Annotated in this window: 16 protein-coding genes and 3 tRNA genes; 9 read left to right on the forward strand and 10 right to left on the reverse strand. The window is 37.0% G+C overall.

Features of this window, described 5'->3' with window-relative positions:
• Positions 1-2 precede the first annotated feature (2 nt).
• From EO244_RS09565 to EO244_RS09575, 3 genes are all read left to right on the forward strand, one after another.
• Positions 3-1,121 (forward strand): ABC transporter permease, encoded by a 1,119-nt coding sequence (locus EO244_RS09565; protein ID WP_129254448.1) that lies wholly within the window; start codon positions 3-5, stop codon positions 1,119-1,121.
• Between the two features lie 105 nt (positions 1,122-1,226).
• The gene (locus tag EO244_RS09570) at positions 1,227-1,841 is read left to right on the forward strand and encodes an NlpC/P60 family protein (protein ID WP_129254449.1); all 615 of its coding nucleotides are present in this window, start codon (positions 1,227-1,229) and stop codon (positions 1,839-1,841) included.
• A gap of 687 nt (positions 1,842-2,528) precedes the next feature.
• Positions 2,529-3,482 (forward strand): glycosyltransferase family 2 protein, encoded by a 954-nt coding sequence (locus EO244_RS09575; RefSeq protein ID WP_129254450.1) that lies wholly within the window; start codon positions 2,529-2,531, stop codon positions 3,480-3,482.
• A gap of 614 nt (positions 3,483-4,096) precedes the next feature.
• Here EO244_RS09575 and EO244_RS09580 read toward each other — a convergent pair.
• From EO244_RS09580 to EO244_RS09590, 3 genes are all read right to left on the reverse strand, one after another.
• A tRNA-Arg gene (locus EO244_RS09580) sits at positions 4,097-4,170 on the reverse strand.
• A gap of 120 nt (positions 4,171-4,290) precedes the next feature.
• Positions 4,291-4,364: transfer RNA gene (locus EO244_RS09585), tRNA-Arg, on the reverse strand.
• Between the two features lie 212 nt (positions 4,365-4,576).
• Positions 4,577-4,650, reverse strand: a tRNA-Arg gene (locus tag EO244_RS09590).
• 282 nt (positions 4,651-4,932) lie between these two features.
• Between EO244_RS09590 and EO244_RS09595 the strand changes: the two genes are divergently transcribed.
• The gene (locus EO244_RS09595; RefSeq protein WP_129254451.1) at positions 4,933-7,413 is read left to right on the forward strand and encodes an AsmA-like C-terminal region-containing protein; all 2,481 of its coding nucleotides are present in this window, start codon (positions 4,933-4,935) and stop codon (positions 7,411-7,413) included.
• Positions 7,414-7,710: 297 nt separating this feature from the next.
• Entirely contained in the window at positions 7,711-8,298 is a 588-nt protein-coding gene (locus EO244_RS09600) for a pentapeptide repeat-containing protein (protein WP_129254452.1), read from the forward strand.
• Between the two features lie 206 nt (positions 8,299-8,504).
• Here EO244_RS09600 and EO244_RS09605 read toward each other — a convergent pair whose 3' ends face one another.
• The 4 genes from EO244_RS09605 to EO244_RS09620 all read right to left on the reverse strand — a co-directional run bounded on the left by EO244_RS09605 (position 8,505) and on the right by EO244_RS09620 (position 13,609).
• A complete protein-coding gene (locus EO244_RS09605) occupies positions 8,505-10,166 on the reverse strand; it encodes a sodium/sugar symporter (RefSeq protein ID WP_129254453.1) in 1,662 nt (553 codons plus the stop codon).
• Between the two features lie 82 nt (positions 10,167-10,248).
• Positions 10,249-11,301 carry a UDP-glucose--hexose-1-phosphate uridylyltransferase gene (locus EO244_RS09610; RefSeq protein WP_129254454.1) on the reverse strand — a complete coding sequence of 351 codons (1,053 nt, stop codon included), beginning with the start codon at positions 11,299-11,301 and terminating at the stop codon, positions 10,249-10,251.
• Between the two features lie 9 nt (positions 11,302-11,310).
• Positions 11,311-12,498, reverse strand: a complete 1,188-nt coding sequence (locus tag EO244_RS09615; protein ID WP_241687967.1) for a galactokinase — start codon at positions 12,496-12,498, stop codon at positions 11,311-11,313.
• 97 nt (positions 12,499-12,595) lie between these two features.
• A complete protein-coding gene (locus tag EO244_RS09620; RefSeq protein WP_129254455.1) occupies positions 12,596-13,609 on the reverse strand; it encodes a GntR family transcriptional regulator in 1,014 nt (337 codons plus the stop codon).
• Positions 13,610-13,839: 230 nt separating this feature from the next.
• Between EO244_RS09620 and EO244_RS09625 the strand changes: the two genes are divergently transcribed.
• From EO244_RS09625 to EO244_RS09640, 4 genes are all read left to right on the forward strand, one after another.
• Positions 13,840-14,853: an aldose epimerase family protein gene (locus EO244_RS09625; RefSeq protein ID WP_129254456.1), complete on the forward strand. Its 1,014-nt coding sequence runs from the start codon at positions 13,840-13,842 to the stop codon at positions 14,851-14,853.
• Positions 14,854-15,076: 223 nt separating this feature from the next.
• A complete protein-coding gene (locus EO244_RS09630; protein ID WP_129254457.1) occupies positions 15,077-17,320 on the forward strand; it encodes a spermine/spermidine synthase domain-containing protein in 2,244 nt (747 codons plus the stop codon).
• Between the two features lie 259 nt (positions 17,321-17,579).
• Positions 17,580-18,995: an SDR family oxidoreductase gene (locus EO244_RS09635; RefSeq protein WP_129254458.1), complete on the forward strand. Its 1,416-nt coding sequence runs from the start codon at positions 17,580-17,582 to the stop codon at positions 18,993-18,995.
• Between the two features lie 277 nt (positions 18,996-19,272).
• Entirely contained in the window at positions 19,273-20,292 is a 1,020-nt protein-coding gene (locus EO244_RS09640; RefSeq protein WP_129254459.1) for a hypothetical protein, read from the forward strand.
• A 123-nt stretch (positions 20,293-20,415) separates the two neighbouring features.
• Here the strand turns inward: EO244_RS09640 and EO244_RS09645 are convergent, their stop codons facing one another.
• The 3 genes from EO244_RS09645 to EO244_RS09655 form a co-directional block, all read right to left on the reverse strand.
• A complete protein-coding gene (locus tag EO244_RS09645; protein WP_129254460.1) occupies positions 20,416-21,729 on the reverse strand; it encodes a Gfo/Idh/MocA family protein in 1,314 nt (437 codons plus the stop codon).
• 14 nt (positions 21,730-21,743) lie between these two features.
• Positions 21,744-23,189, reverse strand: a complete 1,446-nt coding sequence (locus tag EO244_RS09650; RefSeq protein ID WP_129254461.1) for an SUMF1/EgtB/PvdO family nonheme iron enzyme — start codon at positions 23,187-23,189, stop codon at positions 21,744-21,746.
• A gap of 199 nt (positions 23,190-23,388) precedes the next feature.
• Positions 23,389-24,711, reverse strand: coding sequence for a DUF3472 domain-containing protein (locus tag EO244_RS09655; protein WP_129254462.1), 1,323 nt, complete (start codon positions 24,709-24,711; stop codon positions 23,389-23,391).
• Positions 24,712-24,875: the final 164 nt, after the last annotated feature.

Consider the following 24,875-nt stretch of genomic DNA (forward strand, 5'->3'; position numbering starts at 1 on the left):
ACATGCGAACAATAAAATATATCTTGCAAAAAGAGTTTCTTCAGATTTTTAGAAACAAAAGTATGCTGCCCATCATATTTGCCATGCCTATCATTCAACTTTGTGTCTTGGTTTTTGCAGCAACTTTCGAAATGAAAAACACCAATTTATACATCGTTGATCAGGATTTGTCCAGCCATTCCCGGCAAATTATATCAAAATTCGAAGCATCACCATTTTTCACTATTAAGCATACTGACTTTTCCATAAAGCATGCAGAAGACGAACTTTTTAAAGATAATGTGGATGCCATTTTACATTTTGAAAATGGCTTTGGTAATGCGGTGGACAAAAAAGAAGCTGCTTCAGTTCAAGTTTTGGTGAACGCCATAGACGCCAGTGCTGCAGGATTGTACAATGCTTACATTCTTTCTGTCATACAGGATTACAATCAAAAACTTGAATCAAGTATTCAGACTACGATAAAAAAACAAGCCGTTCAGCAAGTTCAAAATACATATTCTCACCTGTTCAATCCTGAAATGAAATATATCCCCTATATGTTACCGGGAATATTGGTTTTACTGATTACAGTCATCGGTCTGTTTTTATCAGCGATGAATGTGGTTCGTGAAAAAGAAATCGGAACAATTGAACAAATTAATGTCACCCCTATCAAAAAATATCAGTTTCTGATTGGCAAATTAATTCCTTTCATATTTATCGGATTTTTTGAATTGGGCATTGGTCTAATCCTTGCTGCATTCGTATTCAAAATCCCGATTTTAGGCTCAGTTTGGTTGATCTACCTGGTTGCTTTTATTTACCTACTTACCATATTGGGAATTGGTTTGTTTATTTCGACACAAACAGATACTCAACAACAAGCCATGTTTATAGCCTGGTTTTTTATGATTATTTTCATCCTGATGAGTGGTTTGTTTACACCGACCGAAAGTATGCCCGAATGGGGACAAAAAATGAACTTGTTAAATCCAGTTGCCTATTTTATCAAAATCATTAGAATGATCATGCTAAAGGGATCCGGATTTATGGATATATTAAAGGACCTAACTATTTTAAGTTTATATTCGATTGCCATGTTGAGCTTTGCAACAAATCGATACAAAAAAACGAACTAAACAATCACTTGTAAATAACATTTTACTCTGAACATCGTTGATTAATTGAAAAGATTACTTTTGTCAGCAATTCATATCTCCACTTTATATTCGTGATCATATCTTATGTTTAGAAAAATACTATTACTAATTATCATCACACTCATTGTTACGTCTTGCTCAATCAATAAACATGCAAGCAGACAAGCTGCTAAACAACTTGTAAGCAATAAAAACACAAGTATCAATTTGGTTGAACAAGATACCTGTAAACCAGCAATCAAACAGGATACAAACAAATATATAAGTAAACCGGATACAAACAGACTTGTAAATAAACATCTGGAATGGCAAGCCGGCATAAAAAACAAACTCGAGAATGAATATCTAAAATATAGAGGGGTGCCCTACAAATATGGTGGCACCTCAATTAAAGGTTTCGATTGTTCTGCCTTTGTACAGCTTACCTACAAAAAAGCTTTAAATATAAACTTACCCCGTTCTACCAGACAAATGCTGAAAGTAGGCATTGTAGTCGCAAAAAATAAACTTGAAATTGGCGACCTGTTATTTTTCAAACCAACCAGCAACTACCAGCATGTCGGAATATACATTGGTAAAGATCAATTTATGCACGTCTCAACAAAAAGAGGGGTTACAAAATCCAATTTAAATACAACTTATTGGAAGAAATGCTATTTCACATCACGAAGGCTACTTCAAACAAATGCTGGCTCCTAGTCTGATTCGAATTGACAATCTATCCACCACGATACATTGCTGACTAAAAGTTACGGAACAGCACAAACCGAATTGTTTTGAATTGTAAAAAGGTGAAATAAGGGTGGTTTTAGTCTTATCATTTTTTTTAGCAAATACACGATCGTATAAAAAAAAAGGACAGTTTTGTACTCAAAATACCGATACCCGCTCCACCAGAACATCGGTAACCCTATCCCTGTTGTTCCCAATTCTAATTACCTGCCCTCACCAAACCTACCACTCAAATTAAACATCCTTATTCTGAGGTATTATGAAAATCGGACTCAATGAAAAGAATAAATATTTTTCATTTCATTCAATCCTCCAAACATAGATCCATTTTTCAAAACAAATACAATAAGTCGCTATAAATAAGAGCATTTAACAAATAAAAATTTTAACTTGTATCTAAATAGACACATTTCAAGCTTTCTTCGTGCTAAAATGAAAAGAAGCTTGTTTAAAGCTGTGCAACTTTTATGCGAGTAGAAACAAGCCTTAAATATTTCCTTGTTAATCACACAAAAGTCTGTGTTATATCCACTCGCAAAAGTTTACGTCATGTAAACTATCAGGAATTTGCTCTAAAAATATTCGAACAAAAAGACGTATTCGAAAATAGAACGACCGTAATTTTAATGAATAAAACAAGGAGGAACTGATCGTATGAAAAAGCTCAGTCTGGTTATTTGTGTTTACAACGAGGAACTAAATATTAAGCCTTTAAGTGAAAAAATTATTGAAGCCTTAAACGGTTATTTCTTTGATGTCATTTTTGTAGACGATGGCTCAACAGATTCTACCAGGCACAAGATTCTACAAATTAATGACGAGCGATTTACAATGGTGCAACTTAGAAAGAACTACGGACAAAGCTCAGCATTAGCAGCTGGAATCTCCGTCGCCACTGGAAAATATATTGTCACATTAGATGGCGATTTACAAAATGATCCTTCAGATATACCCCGAATGCTTCAGTTGGCAGAGGAGGAGGATTGGGATCTTGTTGCCGGAATCAGAAACAGTCGGAAGGATAGTTTATTTTTACGATTAATTCCCAGCAAAATAGCCAATTATCTTATCCGTTTGGTCACACGAGTAAACATCAAAGATTATGGCTGCACTCTTAAGCTTTATAAAAATGAAATCGCAAAGGATCTGGGTCTTTATGGTGAGCTACACCGATTTATACCAATTCTTGCCAGTTTTAACGGTGCAAGCATTACACAAATCCCCGTAAAACATCATGTCCGAAAATTTGGGAAATCCAAATACAATATTTTCAGAACATTTAAAGTCTTAAGCGATCTGATTTTGATGGTATTCTTAACCCGCTACATGCAAAAACCCATGCATATTTTTGGTGGTACAGGCATTCTGATTTTTTCTATTGGAGCTATCATTAATCTTTATCTTCTCGTTTTAAAATTAATGGGAGAAGATATCTGGGGCAAACCCATATTAATATTGGGCTTATTACTGGTAGTTGGTGGCATCCAACTCATTACCATTGGTATAATATCTGAAATACAAATGCGAACTTACTATGAAGCTCAGCATAAAAAACCTTTTAAAATTAAGAATATCGTTTCGTGTTATCAGAATAAAATACTCAACTAAAAATAGACCATACCTTTTAGAAAAGCGGATCAGTTATAAAAGTTGGGTCAAAGTGATTAAATATATTTTAGGATTATCTTTTAAATTTTTCGCTCAAGCCGCTAGGCTTCTACTTTTCTCCTTAGATGAGAAAAGTAGACAAAAGAATCAAGTCAGCCTGATCCTTGTTTTCTCTAAGTGGAAAGAAAATTAGCACGCTTCACGGCAGGCTGACAAGACACGCCCAAAACATTTTTATAAAAAATGATTGAAATTGTGAGACGTTTTATTGTTTCTGGCCTTGGCAACGCAAGTGGGGACCCATAGGTGAAAAAGGCGTTAAAAACAGAATGCTGTTTGAGTGAGGTACGAACGAGTTCAGTCTGTTTAGCCTTTGAACCGTGATGGGTCACTGAGTGCCGGAGCCATTGATTTTTGTTACTTTTCATCAAGGAAAAGTAAATAAAAGAGAAAAAATGGTTCGTATATGGTCTAAGATTTTTCCTGTTTATGCCTTCCAAAATTAATACTTGGAATTAGAAAGACCCAACTTTTACCAGTGATCCGTTCAACCCCATTTTTCATAGCAGAACTTGGGTACAAAAAAACTCACCAGTTTCCTGATGAGTTATTTGTGAACACGGAGGGATTCGAACCCCCAACCTCCTCGGCCGTAACGAGGTGCACTATCCAGTTATGCTACGCGTCCAATCTGTTTCTTATAATGTGAACATGGAGGGATGATTCCTCACTTCGTTCGTCATGAATATATTACGAACCCCCTTGGGTTCTCTCCCTCCAATCAGGTGGGAAATTCAATCTCATTAAGTGAACATGGAGGGATTCGAACCCCCAACCTCCTCGGCCGTAACGAGGTGCACTATCCAGTTATGCTACACGTCCATTATGTTTTTTTCAATCAGAACTACGGATTTTCTTCTGATTTCAATTATACAAATCGTTATCTGTATAAGCCCTTATTGTGAACATGGAGGGATGATTCCTCACTTCGTTCGTCATTAATATATTACGAACCCTATTGGATTCTCACCCTCTTTTAGTCCCAAACGTCATTCAATAAATGAAATCGATTTGCTTCTTGATTCGGGTTTCGGTGAACATGGAGGGATTCGAACCCCCAACCTCCTCGGCCGTAACGAGGTGCACTATCCAGTTATGCTACACGTCCTTTTCTTAATTGCGATGCAAATATAAGGCTTTTTTTTCTAATGCTGCAAGCATTTTTACTGCAAAAAAATGCACAAAGCCCTTTATCCATTATACGAAGCTGAATCTAAACCGTATACAAAACAAAAAAAAATCAAAGACTTTTAATTTGGGAGCTTTTATGCTTAAATTTCATTAAAACATGAGCAGGTAAATTGTTCTAAAGCTAAAAAAGCCTAATTTTAGTATTTGAAACAATTTCCCCTTTTTGTTAAATCAACTTTGTAAATATAAAATTACTGAAATGAAGAAATTCTTTAAAATCTTTGGTGGAATAATTCTGGTCCTGATACTACTGTTAGCTCTACTCCCCTATTTTTTCAAGGACCAAATCCTGAATCGTGTCAAAGTAGAAATGGATAAAGCTGTAGATGCAAAAATTGAAATTGCTGATGTTAGCTTATCTATGTTTCGAAATTTCCCAAAATTATTTGTCGAGATACAAGGTATTTCTGTCGTTGGTAAGGGGGAATTTGAAAATGACACCTTAGCCTATGTAGGTAGCTTATATACAGCTGTCGATTTAGGTTCGGCTATTTCAGGCAAACAACTTAATGTTGGCGCTATTGTATTAGCTAAAACAAAAGTAAATGCTTTAGTTCATGAATCAGGTAAAGCCAATTGGGATATTGCAAAAGCAAGTGGCGAAGAAAAAGTTGTTAAAGAAGAACAAGGCGAAGCTTCTGACTTTAAAATTATTTTTGAAGAAGTTCGTGTAGAAGATTTCAAACTCGAATATCATGATGCCACACTCAAAGCGAATCTGTTACTTGATGATTTGGACTTAAATCTAAACGGTGATTTTTCAGCTAAAGAAACCAATCTAAATATTAACTCTACAGCTACCGGAATCACTTTTGATTTCGAAGGCATAAAATACCTTAATAATGCCAACTTAGGTTTAGAAGCTGATTTGGGTGCGGATTTAGAAAATATGATTTTCACTCTTAAGGGAAACAAGCTGACTCTAAACGATCTGGAATTTGGCATGACGGGTAATTTTGCAATGCTTGAGGATGCATACAAAATGGACTTGAAACTGGATGCGAAAAAAACCGACTTCAAATCACTCTTATCCATGGTACCGGAAGTGTTCCTAAAAGATGTTAAAGGATTGGAAACTTCCGGCAACTTAGTTTTGAATGCTTTTGTAAAAGGTGAATACAGAGACGATCATATGCCTGCTTTCGGAGCAAAACTAAAAGTAGCCGATGCCAACATCAAGTACCCAGATCTACCGGAAACCATCAACAATATTAAGATTGATGCAGAAGTAAACCACCCGGGAGGAGACTTGGATGCCTTGGTAGCCGATGTGAATGCCTTCCATTTCGAAGTAGCTAACAACCCTATTGATGCAGAGATGCATATTAAAACTCCTATGAGCGATCCGGAAATTAGTGGTTTGTGTAAAGGTGTTATCGATTTTGCTAAAATTCGACATGCCATTCCTATGGATAGCATAAAAATTGCTGGTATTGTGACTTCAGATATCAGTTTCAACGGTCGTTTATCAGCAATTGAAAAGGAAGAGTATGAAAAGTTTATGGCTAAAGGTGATCTAAAGCTTCAGAACTTTGAATTCACGACTCCCGATTTCCCACAAGGGGTTCGTATTATCAGCTCTGTACTAAGTTTTACCCCACGCTTCATTAGCCTAAACTCATTCAATTCTCTTATTGGCAAGTCAGATGTCCAATTGAGTGGCAAGCTGGAAAACTACATCCCATATGCCTTAAAAGGGAAAACACTTAAGGGAAATTTCAACATGAGCTCGAACACCTTCGACTTAAACGAGTTTATGACAGAAAGTGAAACAAAAAAAGTTGAAAGTGCAGATACAATTCCAATGTCTGTAGTTACTGTTCCTGCCAATCTGGATATCAAATTTGTAGCTGCTATGCAAAAGATCAAATTTGATAAAATGCTAATTAAGGATGTAAAAGGGCTTATTGTTGTTAAAAATTCGGTAGCAAAACTGACTAATCTGTCAATGAATATGCTTAAGGGACAGATGACCATGAATGGTTCATATAGCACTAAAGACATCAAAAAACCTAATTTCGATTTTGGATTAGATGTAAGAGATTTCGATATCAAATCGACTTACGAATCATTAAGTATGGTTAAAAAAATAGTTCCAATTGCAATAAACTGTGACGGAAAAATTTCATCTGATCTAAAACTAAAATCTCAACTGAATGAAAAAATGTCACCCGTAATGAACACCCTAAATGGTTTAGGAGCCTTTCATTCTCGAGGCATCATCATTAAAGACAATAAGGCTTTTGTTGCATTGGCTAAAGCTCTAAAGAATGATAAGTACAAACGTATCTCCGTTTCAAAATTCGATATGAATTTTGTGATTACAAATGGTAATATTGTTGTAAAACCCTTTAAAACAAAAATTGCAGGCCATCAGGCTACCATATACGGGACACAGTCTGTCGATGGAAAGTTGGATTTCACCATGGACATGAAATTGCCCAAAGAAGAATTAGGTAGTGATGTCACCAAATTTTTGGATAAAATCCCTGGCAACAGTACTATTGACAAACTGGATGTTTCTGTTAAGATTACTGGAACGGCCAAGGATCCAAAAGTAAATTTAGATCTAAGCAAGGCAATTAAACAGGCAAAAGATGCTGCTTTAAAAGAGCTTAAAAAGAAAAGTAAAAAAGAACTGGAAAAGAAAGCTAAAGATTTATTCAAGAAACTTTTCTAAGCAACTATTAATAATAAAACTAAGGGCTGACACCTCAATGGAATCAGCCCTTTCTCCTTATAATCGCTACCAAATCTGTTTTTTTTTTTAAGGTGTCTCCAATTAAAAATCCACCTTTCCCCACACTGATGTGCAATTGTATCGCGGTCCTTTATTAATAAATTAAAAAGCACACAACAAAACCATGCAGTAAAAGGGGAGTAATCCGGATAACTATCAGAAAAACACAAACTTTAGCAAGACCTTTAAGCGTCATAATAAAACAGTATTAAATAACTAAAGAGAAAAATAAATTCAATGACGATTGAAATAAAAACGCACGAAAAAAAGTTGTTCACAAATATTGACTACACGGGAAAGACTTTAAGAGATCGAGAATTTTATAAATGTAAATTTGTAGCCTGTATTTTCGAAAGAAGTGATCTTATTGGTAATAGTTTTGAAGATTGTACTTTTGAAAATTGCAATTTTTCGATGACAAAAGTTAAAGGGGCAGGTTTTAGGAATGCGACATTTAAGGGATGTAAAATTCTAGGTGTCGATTTTTCGGAATGTAACAAATTTATGTTCTCTTTTTCATTTTATGACTGTCATTTAGATTATTCTACGTTTTTTGGCACAAGGTTGATGAAAACAAAATTCGATAAATGCTCTTTAAAAGAGACTGATTTTACTGAAGTAAATTTATCTGCTTCAATATTTTCTGACTGTGACTTAACAAATGCAGTATTTTTAAATACTATACTGGAAAAAGTAGATTTTAGAACTGCAAAAAACTATTCGATAGATCCTGAATCTAATAAATTAAAGAAAGCCAAATTTTCAGCATTCAATCTTGAAGGTTTACTATATAAATACCAATTAGATATCGATTATAGCTCTTAAAGTTGATTTCAACCAAGAAATTAAAATAGAACAAGCTACTAACTGAGTTGTACTGAAATAAATTGACAAAAAAAGGGGGATCCAATTAAGAATCCACCTTTTGATATATCAATTGAATAAGCATTTAGAGATATGCCCATAGGAATAGCCAGCCAAGAAATATTCCTATTTGCTAATTATTAGATACCTATCCAATTCTAAATATCTTACCAGAACAAAGCATATAATGCAACCAAAATAATAATGATGGCATAAGATACAATATTGAAGACTTTACCAGTTTTAAAAGTCTCTCTGGTAATCACAATACCTTTTGAATCATCAACACCCTTGTTTTGAATATAACTCAATACAACAATAAATAACATTGAAATCAGAAAAGTCAGTCCCATCTGATCAAGGAAAGGCAAATTAGGGAAGATGCCTTCGAGAGAAGTACCGGCAACCCAACCTTTAGGCGCAATTTTAAAGAATAAGGCCACTGGAATTGAAAGAACAGCACCCCAAATGGCTGCTTTATTTGTTGCCTTCTTCCAAAATAAACCCAGAATGAAAACAGCTAAAATCCCTGGACTAACCATCCCTGTATACTCCTGAATGTATTGGAAAGCTTGATCTAGTCCACTCAGAAAAGGTGCAATCATACAAGCAATAATCAACGCTGCAGCAGCTGAAAGTCTTCCCACATTTACTGTTTTCCGATCAGAAGCTTTGGGATCGAAATATGGCTTATAAATATCCATGGTAAAAATGGTTGAAGTTGAATTCAACATAGACGCTAAGGATGAAACGATAGCAGCAGCCAAAGCTGCAAAAGCAACACCTTTAAGTCCACTAGGCAAAAATTGCAACAGCCAGGGATATGCCCTATCTGCAGCAGCCAGCGTGGGCATATTGTTATGAGCAGCTTCACCCAAACGAGCCAATATAGATGGATCATTAACCATCACATAGGCTGCAATCCCCGGAATAACAACGATCAAAGGAATAATCAACTTTAAAACTCCGGCAAATACAATCCCTCTTTGAGATTCTCTCAAAGATTTTGCAGCTAATGTCCTTTGAATAATATACTGGTTGAACCCCCAGTAATAAAGATTCGCGACCCACATTCCACCAATCAAAACACCAATACCCGGTAAATTAACGTATTGAGCATGTGCCTTATCCAAAATCATATGAAAACTATCAGGAGCTGCTTCGTAAATATGTTGAAAACCTTTCCAAACGCCTTCGCCTCCTGAAACGTGATTCAATGCCAGATAAGTGGTAACCAAACCTCCTAGGGTTAAGAAAACGACTTGAATAACATCAGTCCAGGCCACAGCCGAAAGTCCTCCGTAAAGAGAATAACTTGCTGCAAAAAGTGCCAAACCAAAAATGCCATAAATCATCGGAATGCCCATTATGGTTTCCATGGCTAAGGCTCCAAGATAAAGGACTGAAGTTAGATTCACAAAAATATAAAGCCCCAACCAGAAAACAGCCAAAATGGTTTTCAGATTGGTTGAATAACGTTTTTCAACAAATTCGGGAATGGTATACAAGCCTTTTTCAATAAAAATCGGCAGGAAATATTTTCCAACAATGATTAAGGTAATCGCCGCCATCCATTCGTATGACGCAATAGCCAAACCAATAGCAAAACCCGAACCCGACATCCCAATAAATTGTTCCGCCGAAATATTAGCCGCAATCAGCGAGGCACCAATGGCCCACCATGGCAAAGATTTACTCGCTAAAAAATAGTCGTCAGCATTTTTTTGATGCCCCTCTTTGTCACGGGATACCCATAAACCAACGCCAATAATAACGATTCCATAGATGATGAAAATCGCGTAATCTAAAAATGAAAATGTATTATTCATACCTTCTTATTTTGAATTTTTATTTTTGACTGAAATCGACTCTTTTACGAATCTATAAATTTAACATTTACAGCAAACTTTCCTAAATCAAACTTTGTTTATAATGACGGGCTGATAGAGATCTTAATCTTTCAGCACTGGTTTCGGGCGTTATGTCGCGTTGTGGATTGCCCAACATTTCGTACCCCACCATAAATTTCTTAACCGTTGCCGATCGTAATAAGGGGGGATAAAAATGCATGTGCAAATGCCATTCAGGATGATCCATACCATCACTTGGAGCCTGGTGAATACCTGCAGAATAAGGAAAAGACACTTCAAACAAATTATCATACCGAATGGTCAAATCACGATAAATGGCTGCCAGAGCCTCTTTCTCGTCCTCATTCATCTGTCCCAAATACTGAATAGCCCGTCTCGAAATAATCATGGTTTCAAAAGGCCATGTTGCCCAGTAAGGAACCAAAGCCACGAAGTGATTATTTTCGATTAAAATTCGTTCTTTTTTCTGCAATTCTTTTTCAAGATAGTCGCCCAACAAAGTTCTGGAATACTTTTCGTAATAAGCCTTAAAACGCACAGACTCCTTCGCTGGTTCGTCAGGTACAGAAGATTGCGCCCATATCTGACCATGTGGATGTGGATTGCTGCATCCCATCACAGAACCTTTATTTTCGAATATCTGCACGTAGTTGATTTCTGATCGGTTGCCAAGCTCAATATATTGCTCCTGCCATAAATCCACCACTTTCTTCACATCAGATACTTCCATCTGAGGAATGGTTAAATCGTGACGCGGCGAAAAACAAATCACACGACAAATACCCTGCTCGCTTTTAGCCTTAAATAAATCACCCTCATTCACCTCACCAACTGATGCATCTAAATTTAATGCTGCAAAATCATTAGTAAAAACATAGGTGTCTTTATATTCAGGATTCCTCTCTCCTCCCACACGCTCATTTCCTGCACACAAATAGCAGTCAGGATCATGCTCTGGACGTTGTTCTTCTGAAATTTTTTCGACTTGTCCCTGCCAGGGACGCTTGGCACGATGTGGTGAAACTAAAACCCACTCACCTGTTAAAGGATTGTATCGTCGATGAGGATGATCCTCCATATTAAATTTGTTCATTTCCATCGTTTAATCCAATCTTCTGGCACCATCACCAATTTCAGCGACATAAAAATCCGCTTTCAATCCTACTCGATTCTTGTAATTTTCCCCCACGGTTTTGATAAACGAATCCACAACCTCTTCTTTAACCAAGCTCACTGTGCACCCACCAAATCCGGCTCCTGTCATACGAGAACCTAGAACGCCATCAATTTTTCTGGCTTCTTCAACCATGGTATCCAGCTCCACGCCAGTCACCTCGTAATCATCACGAAGGGAATCGTGAGAAGCATTCATAAACTGACCGAAACGGACCATATCTCTATCAATTAAACAGAGAACTGCTTTAGTCACCCGTCCGTGTTCACTAATTACATGTTTGGCTCTTTTCAAAAGAGTTTCATCTCCAATCAAATGTTTCAAATCCTCGAATTCAGATTCTGTAAGCTCACATAGAAAATTAATTTCTTTTTCTTTCCGAAGTAACTCCACAGCCCGATCACACTCAGAACGCCGTTCATTATATTTCGAATCTGCCAAGCCTCTTTGTTTGTTGGTATTTCCGATCACCAATTTATAACCCTCCATTTCAAGAGGAACTAAATCATATTCCAGCGTATCACAATTCAAAGCTAAAGCATGATTTTTCACACCCATTCCAATAGCAAACTGATCCATTATACCACAGTTTACACCCACAAAGTCATTCTCTGCCCTTTGCGACATTTTCACGAGCTCAACTTGATTTAAATTTGCTTGAATCACCTCGTTAAATGCCACAGCCATCACTAATTCTACAGAAGCCGAAGACGACAAACCTGCTCCATTGGGGATATTTCCTGCAAATAAAAGTTCCATACCTTTGGCTTTAAAACCTTTCTGTTGGAATTGGTCAATCACTCCCATGGGATATTTCACCCATTCATCGTTTCCCTTTAAAATCTGATCTGTTGTAATTCGAATTTTGTATTCGAAATTCTCACTGGCAAAAAAAATGGAATCATCCTCCCTCTCGCGGACAACAAGATAAGTGCCGTAACTCAAAGCACAAGGGAACACCCTTCCTCCGTTATAATCAACATGTTCCCCAATCAAGTTAACCCGTCCAGGAGCAAAATATATTTTGCAGTCACCCTTACCATAAAGGTTAAAAAACTGCTCTTTTAGTTTCTCAATACTCATTTTAAAATCATACTGGTTGGTACTGGTAGGCAAAGTTAATTATATTTTATACACTTCCAAATCTGAACAACTTAAGTTTAAAAACAAAAAAAAGCGGATCCTAAGACCCGCCTAAATATCTAACAACAATTTATAATGATTTTCTTCTTATTAAAGAGGACTGATTTTCTAATTGTAGGTTTTCTTTATTTAAAACCATATGTGCCAAATGCTCCCCCATAGCCGCAAAGTCCGTTGATATGGTTGTTATTCCATCAGCAACCACTTCTTTTAATGGCGTATCGTTGTACGAGATAATGCCTAAATCGACTCCCAATTTAAGATTTTCGGATCTGGCCGTTTTCACCAGAGCAACCAAATCCTTATCACTTGGCACAATATAAACTTCTCCTTTTTTAATCGGATGCTTATGAAGACTTGCAATCACCTCACCCTCCCACTTATCCTCATATTTATGACAGAATTTTTGAAATCCCTTCATCTGACCTAAAGGCTCCTTACCTCCAGGAAAAACTAAAATAAGTTTCTGATATTTCTCAAGTTCTTTCAATCCAAAACTCAAAGCTGAAAATATATCTTTCTCAAAATTTTGATGAACGGATGGGTAGTATTTTTTCAAACTTGCATTTGTTTGATCGAGAATATAAACCTTATCCTGAGGCAACTGGCTGAGAATTGAATAAGCATCATTAAACTTTGCAGGCATGATTACATAAGAGGTATAAGCACCATTACTTGCATCAATCAAATCTTTAAACACCTGTCTGTTAAAATGATGGAAATAAATATCGACTACTGCTTGTCCTTTTAAACTTTCAAGAAAAGAATTATAAAGCACTTCTTTAAAAGCATTCAACTCATCGAATAAAAGAAAAATTTTGTGTTTAAACTGAGTGACCGTACTCTCCACATAATACCCCTTACCCGGAACAGATGATATGACTCCACGTGCTTTGAGCTCGTTAAAAGCAACCAAAACTGTATCCCTCGACAGTGTAAACTCCTTACAAATTGCATTAATTGAAGGTAAACGATCAGCCTTTTGTATGACACCGGTCTCAATAGCCTCCAATAACGAATTGATTAATTGCTTATATTTAGGAATACCGGAATCGGAAGAGATTTTAAAAATTTGATTCAACATAAAATGCATTTATAATCTCAGATAAATGAGATAAAATATTTAAGATAATACTAGAATATACAAATATAACACTTTAACAACAGGTAGCCACCAGTACGAGTATAATAATTTAAACAACATGTTTGATTGTGAAATAAATTCTTCTAATTTCGGCATTCAAAATTGAAAAGAAAAAACGGAGTTTTATCCAAAGATAAGATTCTAATAACCAAAACAAAGCATTTTCACAGATGATTCAAACCCAAACATTCAGCCACACCAACACAAATGTAAAACGATATGTGCTTACAAATAAAAATGGTGTTTGTGCAAAAATCACCAATTATGGGGCTATTCTGACTTCACTAAAAATTCCTTTAAAATCAGGAGATAGAGACATTGTTTTGGGTTTCGATTCTTTGGAAGACTATCAATCTAAAGCCTACTTGAAAGATTACCCCTATTTCGGAGCCATTATAGGTCGGTTTGCCAATCGAATCAATCTGGGAAAGGTGACTATAGATGCTAAAGAAATTCAATTATCAACCAACCATGGCAAACATTTATTACACGGCGGGCATTCGGGTTTCGACAAACGCGTTTGGGATGCAGAAATCATTGGCGAATCTAAACTCCAATTGAGTTTGGATAGCGAAGATGGGGATCAGAACTTTCCCGGGAATATGAAAATTAATATCATTTATGAGTTAAATGATGAAAATGAACTGGCCATTTATTATTCTGCAACATGCGATAAAACGAGTCCTATTAATCTGACCTCTCACAGCTATTTCAATTTTACCGGTGGCAAAGAAAACATCCTAAACCACCAATTACAAATTGATTCTGACAAGATTCTTGAAAACAACTCCGAACTCATTCCCACAGGGAACTATATTGAAGTAAATAACACAGCTTTTGATTTTAGAGATTTAAAACAAATCAAACAAAATATAGCTCAGGTTGAAAACTATGACAATTGCTACGTCTTAAAAACAGAAGGCAAAAATTTAATGAAGGTTGCAGAACTCTACGAAGAGAGTTCTAATATCAGAATGGAAATTTCTACAGACTTTCCCGGACTACAACTTTACACAGGCAAATTCATCAATGTAGAGGGTAATAAGAAATTTGGCCCCTTTTCAGGTGTTGCTCTCGAAACACAAGCATTCCCCGATGCACCCAATCAACCCAACTTTTCAGATGGATTTATTCACCCGGGTGAAATTTACGAACAACAAACCCGATACCAATTTCATTTTTAGAGAATGAAATCCACCTTTTAATTTCCCAGCAAATATTCTATTAGCCATTATACAAAACCTGTCCGAATATGAACAATAAAGCATTCATATTCGAACACAAATCACCATAACAAGCAGCAACTCGTTAAACAAAAAATTGATTATTAAATTAATACGCAATTAGGCCTGTTTATTGTTAACTTAAAGACCTAATTAACCCAAACTCTATTAATTTTTCAAATCAATGAAACTCACAAGTAAAAATCTAATTGTCTTTCTCTTATCTCTGGCCTTAATCTCCATGGAAATTATTTGGTCAAGAATCTTCTCTGCTGAATATTTTTACACCTTTGCTTTCCTTATACTAAGTGTCAGCATTCTGGGACTAGGACTCGGAGCACTGTCATTGCGAATGAGCAAATCGCTCACCAACATTAATAATTACGGTGGCTTATTAAGTCTAACCGCTGGACTCATGCTGATTGGTCCTCCGCTCGTTCTTCATTTACAGCTTGATTTCACTCAGTTACTGAGTAATAATTGGATGGTCATCAAACTAATTACCACCATCCTCATTTTAGGCTCTTCATTTTTCACAGGCGGTATTATCCTAAGCAGCATCTTCAGAAAAACACACGAAGACATGCCTCGTCTTTATATGGCCGACTTAATTGGAGCTGCCTTGGGAGTCGTGGTTTCTGTCTTGTTGATGAATACAATCGGAACCGACAAAGCTGCACTGATGATCACCTTACCTGTACTTCTTTCGGCCCTGATCTGTATCCGCCGATGGTTCAAAATCATCCCTATCCTACTCCTTATTTCCAGTTTTTGGGCTTTACCCTACAGCTCCGAACTGCTAACACGCCCTAAAAAAGAAAGAGCAGAAGTCATCTACTCCCATTGGGATGCCATGGCACGCCTAAAAGTATTTAAATACGATGATGAAAACTGGGGTTTAAACATCGATGATGCAGCCAACTCGCCTGTAATTAAATTCGATGGGAACTGGGATCGTCCCGACTCACTTAAAGTTCAATTTTCTATTCCTGCCACTAATCTAACCACACAATTCGATTCATGCCGATTTTTATCGCTGGGTGCCGGAGCAGGTGGCGATGTCCTACAAGCCTTACAGGATGGTGCGACTGAGGTTCATGCTGTTGAAGTCAATCCATACATCAATAAAATGATGACCAAAGGCTTCCTTAAAGATTTTACGGGTAAAATTTACAACGATCCTCGCGTAAAAGTGGTCAGTGAAGATGCACGTTCCTACGTTCGCCGTTTCAATAATCATTTCGATGTCATCTATTCGCTAAGTTCCAACACCTTTGCGGCACTGGCTTCAGGATCCTTCGCTTTGGCCGAAAATTACCTCTTCACTACCGAAGCTTTTCAGGATTATTATAAAGCCTTATCACCTAATGGGTATTTATTAATGGAGCATCAGTTTTATGTACCAAGAATGATTTCTGAGGTATTGGAAGCTCTCAAACGAGAAGGAGTCAAAGATCCGGCTTCTCATTTAGCCGTGTATCATTTGCCTACCATGCGCCGCCATCTGATTCTAATGGGGAAACAAACTCTAAGCAAAGAACTTATTCAGAATGCCGTTTATGAATCAAATAAAGAAAACTATCCCTACTACAGACAATTGTATCCAGCCGTTGATTCAGTAAAGAATAATCTGATCAACCAAATTGTATTAAACGGATGGCAAGAGCTGCAGGGGAAATCGAAAACCAATATTTCGCCTTGTTACGACAACAAACCCTTTACTGCACAACTGGGTATGATGAAAAATCTTTCTCTCGAGAAAGTGAAAACACGACTTTTGCCATACGAATTTCAAGGATTCCCTCTTTCAAAGGTCATCGTACTGGTTATTCTTTTTATTGTTATCGTTCTGATAGTGCCACTTAATTTACTACCCTATTTCAAAAAAGGAACAAACCTTAAAGCCGCAGGATGGTTCTATTTTTTCACGATCGGTATTGCTTTTATGGCCGTTGAAGTTGTTTTAATACAGAAATACACCCTTTTTATTGGATCCTCTTCTTACACCTTTATGACCATCCTGTTTATTCTCCTTGCCAGCTCTGGAATTGGCAGCTTGGTAAGTCCTAAATTTAAGCAACACACACCCTTCCTGTTTATTGCTGTGTGGCTGCTTACCGAGATTTTACTGTTCCCCTATATTACCTCATCACTAACAGATCTGAGTATTATGTGGCGTATCATCATCACTTGCATACTAATTGCGCCTTTGGGTTTCTTTATGGGAATGCCATTTGTAAAAGGAAGTGCAAAAACCGGTGAACTGATCGACTGGGGATTTGCTATTAATGGAGCAGCCTCAGTTATTGGAAGTACATTGGTTTTAATACCTGTTTTCAATTACGGCTTTTCAAGTGGCTTAGCTCTTGCCATCTTCTTCTATCTGATAGCTTATCTTTTATTGCGTATGCCTCTCAAAACTGAGTAATTCTTTTTTACACCTGATTTTAACAATAATCCCGACTAGCAATGCGAGCCGGGATTATTTCATTTGTCAGTTTTAACTAAGAAGCATTTTTCAAATAAAACCTTACTTCAGATATATTAAGCCTATAAAACAATAAAGATTGCTTAAATAATCAAAGATCTCATTTAGGATTCTCCTCAAAATAGTGTTATATTCATTAGCACACTGAAGATGAACAAAATAATCTAAAATCAAGTCATCTATACTTAAGCATAATCATATGAAAATTCTACTAACAGGGGCAACAGGCTATATTGGCAAAAGACTCTTACCTATTCTGATTGAGAATGGGCATCAGGTGGTTTGCTGTGTTCGTGACATTAAGCGCTTCAATCCGCCTCCTTCACTTTTACCTCACATCGAAGTCATTCAGGTTGATCTCTTAGATTCAGCTTCACTCAGGCAAATTCCTGAAGATATCGCTGTGGCTTATTATTTGGTTCATTCTATGTCTTCTTCAAGCGATTATGAAGTTTTAGAAAAACAATCGGCCATTAATTTCAGACAAGCTCTTAATAAAACCCAAGTTCAACAGGTCATATACCTTAGTGGTATTATCAATGAAACGATTCTTTCAAAACATCTGAAATCGAGAGGGGATGTTGAATTGGAATTACAAAAAGGTAAATACAACTTAACAACTTTACGAGCTGGAATCATTATTGGCTCAGGTAGTGCCTCCTTTGAAATCATTCGGGATTTAGTTGAAAAAATCCCCATCATGATTACTCCCAAATGGCTCAATACCAAATGTCAACCCATAGCTATTAGAGACGTCATTGCATTCCTATCCAAAAGCCTGCTGAACTCGGACACCTATAATCAGGATTTTGATATTGGCGGACCAGATATTCTCACTTATAAAGAAATGCTTCTTGAATATGCCCGTGTACGAAAACTGATACGCCGCATTATTATTGTGCCTGTGATGACTCCTCGACTTTCGTCCTATTGGCTCTATTTTGTCACAACCACCTCATACAAATTAGCCATAGCACTTGTCAATAGTATGAAGATAGAGGTGATCTGCAGAGATGATAAAATCAATCAAATTCTCGATGTAAAACCTCTTCCATATAAGGAAGCTTTATCAAAAGCTTTTTTAAAAATTGAAAGTAATGAAGTCGTTTCAAGCTGGAAAGATTCCTTAATTAGCGGCCGACTCAATATTAAAATCTCCGACTTTATTAACGTCCCCAAATTTGGTTGCTTAACCGATCAACGGACTCGGGTTTATGCTGACAAGCAAGCTTGTTTAGATAAAATATGGCGAATTGGTGGCAAAACAGGCTGGTATTATGCAGATCGTTTATGGAAATTTAGAGGTTATATCGATCGCATTATGGGAGGTGTAGGCTTAAGAAGAGGCCGCAGGAATAAAAATAAACTGAGCGCTGGCGATACGGTCGATTTTTGGCGTGTGCTATATGCCAATAAAAAAGAAGGTCGTCTCCTCCTTTTTGCTGAAATGATACTCCCTGGAGAGGCCTGGCTTGAATTTAAAATTGATGGTGACAAACTTATCCAAACAGCAACCTATCGTCCCAAAGGTTTACCCGGCAGATTGTACTGGTATATCATCTACCCCTTTCATGGCTTTATTTTCAGAGGGCTGCTTAAGCAATTAACCAAATAAAGACCATTTATGAACAGAAAATTAACTCTATTCCTCATCATTTATTTGCTTGTTTATTACAGATTAGTACTAAGATTTAAATCAACTTTAATAGTCCCTTATATTTTTTGGATGCTAATTGCCACATCACTAAATCTCTACACATTTATATACAATTAACTGTCAAATCAATCTCCCAATTACCTAGTTTGGTTGATCCTTAAATAAAAGTAGTTTTTAAGCATATTTATAATTGAGGTTAAATAATTATTTTCGCATCTCATTTTAAAATTTACTTATGCTTAATAAAATTTCTTTATTTATTTTCATGACATTCAGCTTATGTCAGCTTGGAATAGCACAACAAAGCCATGTTTTAATCGATAGGTGGAACGAATACATAAAAACAAAAACAACTGACGAGGCAAAAGCATTTATTGAGCCCGCTAACTTTGGTAGTATTTATGGCTTCGTTCAACCCGGATCAGAATTGGTTAATAATATGAAACCTCTTTCAGAGGAAATCTATGGTCACTCAGGTCGTATCTTCCTAAAAATCTATGATTTTAAGATATGGATTGCCTTTAAACAGCACAATGAAAATTGGATGATGACAATGGACGAAAACGAACTTCTGGAACATCTAACATCAAACTGGATAAAAACACAAGTAGGAAGTGTAACTTATGTCAGCAGTTCGCCTCTAAGCAAAGAAACCCTAAAGGAAGCTGAGCTTTTTACTTTGGAAAACGATAGACTAAGTAAAGAATTTGGAATAAAGCTAAACGATTTCAAATATTATTATGCCAAACTTGGTGAAGAAGCTGAAAATATAGTTGGTGAGGTAGATAAAGGTGCAGGGAAAGCCCGTTTCAGAGCGATTAAAGCTGTCGAAACCGTTAACCATGTACACGAATTAGCTCATATTTATGCCTATGAATTTGGAAATGGAAATCCTTTTATTGACGAAGGTGTTGCAACCTGTTTTGGAAACAAAAATATGACAAAAAAGGCTAAAAAAGCTCAAGCTGTTCTTAATTTAATTGAAAACAATGGGTATGAAAAATACTTAAATCCTCCCACTTTTGTAGAAGCCAACATGCAACGTAAAGACGTTTATGCTCTTGCTCAATTAACATTAAAATATTGGAAAGATAAATATGGAATGGCCAAAATAAAGAGCCTTATAACTATTCAAAAAAATTCGGAAATTGATATTTTAAAATATATCGAAGATCATTTTGAAAAAAGGGAGATAACCAATAGTGCTCTGCGTGAAATTCTGAAAAACAACATAGAAAGAGCTACCATAAAATAACACAGCTGTTTCTGAAAAATAGCCCTCTAATAAGTCTGTCAATACCCCGACAATAGAGTTATATGTATAAAAGTAGGTCCAGGCCTACTTTTGTTTTTTATGAAAATTAATTCTTGTCTCTCTTTATAGCCCCGGGACAGGAATAGATTTAACAACATCCACTTTTCCAAAACTGTAATGCTTAGGCGAAAGATAGAGATCCGAGTTCATCATCTCTTCCCAGGTGGTTTCCTTACCAGTATAGGCCGAGATTCGTCCCATAATACCCGTCATGGTCGACTCGGCAATAGCTTGAGTTTCGTTTACAGGTTTGCCTGTTCGAATAGCAGTCACCCAATCGATATGCTCCTGATCATAAGGACTTATCGGTAAAGTTTGGTCTTTATTGCCATAATCGAACGCCCACTTAATACTCGAGTTGTGATTATAAATGGTGTTTTTACAATTCGTATAGCCCTGAGTTCCTCTAATCAAATCTGATATATTATTCTCACAACCACTTATTTGTCGACACATGCTGTGGTAGTGCACATCATTTTCATAAAGAAAATCCACGCTAAACATATCATACTGATTGCCTGTCAATCGACGATGTCGTGCCCCAAAGCCCATTGCTTTTAATGGATGTTTGCCAACAAACCAATTCACGGTATCAAGATTATGCACATTTTGCTCTACAATATGGTCACCCGAAAGCCAACACCAGTTCACCCAATCACGAATCATGGCTTCCATTTCAGTCCATTCTGATTTAGGTTTCTTGTGCCAAAGTTTCCCCACATTATAATAGCTGTTGGCCGATACAACATCTCCAATCTCACCTTTCGCAACTTGCCTAAAGGTTTCAATATAATCTCTTTGATGACGCTTAATGGTACCCGTCACAATAGACAGACCCAAAGCATCTGCCCTTTCTCCCGATATCATAACCGACCGAACTCCAACCGGATCGACGGCAATGGGCTTCTCCATAAACACATGCTTACCTGCCTTAACACAAGCAGCCAAATGCTCCGGTCTGAAATTGGGGGGAGTAGCAAGAATCACCACATCCACGCCACTGTCAATTACCTTTTCAAATGCATCGAATCCTACAAAACAATTCTCCGAGGGCAATTCAAACCCTTTTTTCTCCTTCAGCATTTTATTGCACAAATCGATCCTATCCATAAAAACATCGCCCAAAGCTGTGATTTCCAAATTGGACCCGGCGTTCAGAAAATTAAGAGCAGCCCCAGTTCCCCGATAACCACAACCAATAAGTCCTGCTTTCAAAAGCGGACCATCAGGAGCCTGATTAAGCAGGGGCGGATAGGTATAAGATCTCTCCTTTTTCGATTCACACTGAATGAGACCTGTAGCTCCAAGGGCACAAAACATACCTATAGTACTGGCATTCTTCAAAAATTCACGTCTTGCGTTTTTCTCTGTCTTCATCGTTCAAAATCCATTTATTGTTTTTCCTTATCTCCATCCCATTCGCATACCAATCGGAACCCCACATCGCGGCAGTCGGAATACCACCAAATACTTTTAGGCATTTGAGGATCCGTTTTCAGCCAATTATCATGTTGTGTGTTTTCCCGGTAATCAACTCGCATGTCCTTTTTCTCAGACCGATACGAGCCCCCTTTGATAACTCTTTCTACCCCAGTTTCCGGACCTTCAGGATTCACTACAAATGAATCATTCTCAAAAGGATTATCAGCATACCAATCCGAACAAAATTCTTTAACATTGCCCAGCATATTAACCAACCCAAATGCATTAGCTTTCATGCCTTCTGGCAAGTGCGTTTTCCCTTTAGAATTGTCTCTAAATATTATCCGATTGGCCATCTCCTCATCAGTCCAATTATCTTGTAAATCAGAATTGGCTCTGCAGGCATATTCCCACTCTGCTTCAGTTGGTAAACGATAGGTTTTCCCTGTCTTCTTTGAAAGCCATTTGCAATAAGTATTAGCAGCCTGCCAGGTCATGCTTATGGCAGGACGCTGGCCCATTCCCCAGCCCTGAGCAGGATCACCCCAAGGAGGTGTTGCCCCACTTATGACATCCGTTTCAAGTGAATCGAGAGCTTGAGTCTGCTCTCGCCCTTCCGACTCAACATCCCTTAAGAAAACCAAATAAGCATCCCAGGTCAGCTCAACTTTCGCCATAAAAAATGGAGATAACTGAATCTTCTTTCGAACAAGGGGCTTGCTATTGAATTTATTATTGTGATAAATAGCCTTCTCAAACTCTCCTGCGGGAATAGCTATCATATCAAAAGAAACATCCGAGCCGGGAATTTGTTCTTTGAAATTTTTAAAACCGGTTATTTTATTGGCTTCAGTAAATAAAGCCATTGAATCAAGTCTCGTTTTCTTTAAAAGAGAAGTATTTTGACCATAAATAGCCCGATGCTGACCATGTCCTACACCAATATGACAATTAATGCAATGCAGTTCATTTTCATTTCGTCGATAATACAAATGCGCTTTTTCACCTTTATCAGACAGGGAAAAAGGGAACAAGTTTTCATGACAATTGATACAAGATTCTTTGGGGGTAAATCTTACTGCATTTTCAATTTCCGATTTCTCAGCCCAATTAATCTTAAAGTGATCTTTAAAATAATAGCTATACAAATCCCTTGTTCCGGCTTTTATCTTCTGGGGCCAATAGTCTATACTTTTTTTGGGAGGCAAATGACAATCAACACAGGCAGTCCTCTTAATGGAATCTGTGCTATAATGTGAGGATAATTCCCAGGAATGATCTGCAGATGTATGAACATGACAATTAATACAATAAGAATCAGTCGACGTGTAGATATCCAACTTTTCAATTGAGCGATACAAGACAAACAGTCCAACCATCGCAATCAGGCCTATTATTTTTACTTTGAATCTCACCAATCTAAACAAAAAAAGTCATCCTTTTAAAAATTGAGTAAAGCCGACCCTTTTAGATCAGCTTACATTCGCTTTATTTGAACTTATATCGAAAAAAAAGAGGAGAATCAACCTAAAGCCATTTACAAAAGCTACCAAACCTATTCTTCGGTTTCATCTCCTCTAATTACTAACCACTGCGTTATATAGATTCCATACTCTATGGTAAATTCTCAAAATCGATAAGAGGAGCTTCGCCTGTACTTTCTCTTTTGAAATAAGTATCAATAGTTGTTCGATCACTAAAAAAACCACAATTCTTTAAAAAGAAAGAAGTACCATCTGCACCACCTGCATAGTCTAAACGCGAATTCTTGCGAGCAGTGGCATCGGCAGTAAATTTAGCATCAATCACTTCGAACCACTTTCCCTCTGTGTTTCTGAACCATTGATTGGTATAGGTACCCATACGGGTAAACTGCCCCATTTCAGTCATAAAATTCTCTAAGAATGAATAAGGGTGTGTGATATAAGTCGTTGTTTTCTGACGTCTAAAACTTGCAATCAGTTCCCACTTGCCAATTTCCGGAGCAAAAAAGTAAGCCGTATAATCAGTGGAATTATCTGCACTGGGTTCTGCTCCCAAAAGAAATCGATACTTATTTCCTGCCTTCCAATTGTATACCCGGTAACTTTGTCCTCCCGAACCTTCATTACCAAATTCACCGGTTTTAACGTCAGCTCCCTTTTTCAATAAGGTAATCTTCTCTTCATCAGGAATATCATTCGGATTATCCGTCACATAAGAACTCCAAACTGAAAATAAAACTCTTCGTTCAGTATCAGAATTGACTTGAATACCAAAATAACCTTCACCAAAACCATTGGCCATGTAATACGAACCAATGACGTCGTTTCCTTCAGGCACTTCAATCTCATTATAAAACCAACGAATATCTCCCGCATTTTCCGGAATCTGATAAGATAAATGAACCGATGGTCCGCGTCTACCCCAGTAAAAATCATCCTTTACAAAATCAGTTCCATCCAAAGTGGCTTCCCCACCTATAAGCAAGTGTGAAACCTCAGCAAAATACGGGTCTGTTTTTGACACCCCTTGCATATCAATCTGAACGTAACCTGTCTTTGTCACATTAAAGCGACCAACTGGAATAATTTCAGAGCTTTGCTTACTGATTGATATTTCTCTAGATTCATCTCCAATGGTAACTCTCACAATTGAAGAACCTTTCAAAGATTTAGCCTTTAGCCCCAGACTCAATTGTCCTGTACGGTTGACTCTAACAAAGGTTCTGATCAGAGAGCTTTCTTTTGTCCAGTTTATTAAACCATTCTCCGAAATCATACTCTCATTTAAAGAAACATCGTCAACCAACCATGCATTTCCTCTAAGAGGTACTTCTATTACTAAATCTTCAGTTGACTGAATCTCTTCTTTCTTCGTTTTTTTTTCAAACGAACAGGCTGACAAGACACAAACCACTACAAAAGTGGTCAATATTAAATATCTAATTCTTTTCATTTATCTTATTTTTATATCTCAAAAATGATAAATATCCTTAACAAAAAAGTGGACATATTAAGCTAGAAGGTCGAATTTTTCACAAACAACCAATAAACAGCGCATACCTCATTAAAACCGAACAATTTTGAATTTTCATCAAATAAAAAAGACCGACTCAAATT

The sequence above is a fragment of the Ancylomarina salipaludis genome, assembly GCF_004122035.1.
Taxonomy (GTDB): Bacteria; Bacteroidota; Bacteroidia; order Bacteroidales; family Marinifilaceae; genus Ancylomarina; species Ancylomarina salipaludis.